Annotated in this window: 2 protein-coding genes and 1 pseudogene; 2 read left to right on the forward strand and 1 reads right to left on the reverse strand. The window is 53.5% G+C overall.

The features are described from left to right. A pseudogene (glnA, locus tag VKV18_RS15340) lies at positions 1 to 462 on the forward strand (glutamine synthetase); the annotation flags it as partial. A gap of 47 nt (positions 463 to 509) precedes the next feature. Here glnA and pheA read toward each other — a convergent pair. Then, entirely contained in the window at positions 510 to 1,358 is an 849-nt protein-coding gene (gene pheA, locus VKV18_RS15345; RefSeq protein ID WP_324205057.1) for a prephenate dehydratase, read from the reverse strand. A 302-nt stretch (positions 1,359 to 1,660) separates the two neighbouring features. Here pheA and VKV18_RS15350 point away from each other — a divergent pair. Further along, positions 1,661 to 1,936 (forward strand): helix-turn-helix transcriptional regulator (locus VKV18_RS15350; protein WP_324205058.1); only part of this gene is annotated, 276 nt, incomplete at its 3' end.

Genomic DNA, 1,936 nt, shown 5'->3' on the forward strand with positions numbered 1-1,936 from the left:
AGCTACAAACGATTGGTGCCGGGTTATGAAGCACCGGTGAATCTGGCCTATTCACGCCGGAACCGCTCAGCCGCTGTACGCATCCCGATGTACTCAAGCAGCCCGAAATCCAAACGCATCGAATTCCGGCCTCCGGATCCATCTTCGAATCCCTATTTAGCCTTTGCCGCAATGATGATGGCGGGTCTGGACGGCATCGTCAATAAGATCGACCCAGGCGAGCCTCTCGATAAGGACATCTATGATCTCTCGCCTGAAGAGTTGCAGAAAGTGCCCTCCATGCCTGCTTCGCTCGACGAAGCCCTCACGTGTCTGGAGGAGGATCATGCCTTCTTGACCAAGGGTGATGTCTTCTCTGAAGAACTAATCGAGACGTATATTGCCTATAAGCGGAAGAATGAGGCGGAGGCGGTTCGGCTACGGCCGCATCCATATGAGTTCGCACTCTACTACGACATTTAGTAACTGAAAAAATGTTGGAGTTCAAGGGAGCCGACAACCCGGCTCCCTTACTTCGACTGATAGCTGCCCAATACCCGGACCATGGGCGCCAGCTCATTTAAATTTGCCAAAGCGCTTTGTACTGTCTTATCATGGGTAGAGCCTAGTAAATCTACATAGAACAGATATTCCCAAGGGCGGCCACGCAGGGGGCGGGATTCGATCTTGCTCAGGTTCAAGTCCCGCAGGGCGAAGCAGGCCATCGCCCGAAACAGAGCCCCGGGCACATTGGGGGTGGAAAAGACGATCGAGGTCTTCCAACCCGGTCCGCTGCGTGTGGGTTTCAGCGCTTGTTTCGACAACAGAAAAAATCGCGTGAAGTTTTGCCGGTCATCCTCAATGTTGCGCCGGAGAATGACACATTGGTAGATTTCGGCAGCACCTTGTGAGGCGATTGCCGCGGCGTCTCTGAGGCCCTCCTGTTTGAGCATCTTCACACTGCCGGCTGTATCGTAATAGGGAACCGCCTCAAGATGTGGGTGGGTTTCAAAGAACGTGCGGCATTGATTGAGCGCTACCGGATGTGAAAATACCCGCTTCACGCTGCGGAAATGGACTCCCGGCAGAGCAATTAATTGATGGGATATCCGCACGCTCGTTTCACCCGTTATATAAAATTTATGTCTTAAAAGATGATCATAGTTCTCCAAAATACTTCCGTGGAGTGTGTTTTCAATCGGGATCACGGCATGGGTGGCCCGGCCCTTCTTGAGAGCGGCAAAGACCTCGGAAAACGAGGGGCAGGGTAGTACGCTCGCCCGGTCTCCGAGCAGCTTGCGTACCGCCTCGTGGCTAAAGGCGCCCAGCTCGCCTTGAAAGGCTACCCGTGGGCGGACGGAAGTTCTTGCTATCTTCATGTTTTTCCTAGACTACAGCACGTACGGGTTATTACTACACCAACGGTAATACCGGAACGCGAGATGCCGCTGTGGCGATCGAACCCAAATCCCGGGCCGGGCATAGTACTGAGTACGATTTTTGGCCGCGTGGCTCTCAAATGGCGCTCCGTGGATTGATCCTCCATAGGATAGGAGCAAGAACTTGTTCTGAAAACAGAACAGCACTCCTTGATTTTCGTGATAATGTATCCAGATACTTCGACAAGCTGAGCCGCTGTTTGCCGAACGCCCAGCGCGTGAAAGCGGCTGTGAGGAGAGGGATGGAGCCAGGTCAAAGATTGAGAAGCGCTCGAGAACGGTTGCATTTGCGCTATCGCGATGTCGAAGAAGCGAGCGCGCGCATCGCGAGCGAACGCGGCAATAGCGAATTCATAGTCGGCTTGAGCCGGCTTGCTGACATTGAAAACAAGGGAACTGTACCCTCCATTTATCGGTTATATTCGCTTTGCGCGATCTACGGTCTTGATTTCAGCGACGTGTTGAGCTGGTACGGCGTGGAGCTCGAGCGCTTGCCAGAAGACGCCTTAAAGGTAGCC

This window comes from Chthonomonas sp., assembly GCF_035294505.1.
In the GTDB taxonomy this organism is placed as follows: Bacteria; Armatimonadota; Chthonomonadetes; order Chthonomonadales; family Chthonomonadaceae; genus Chthonomonas.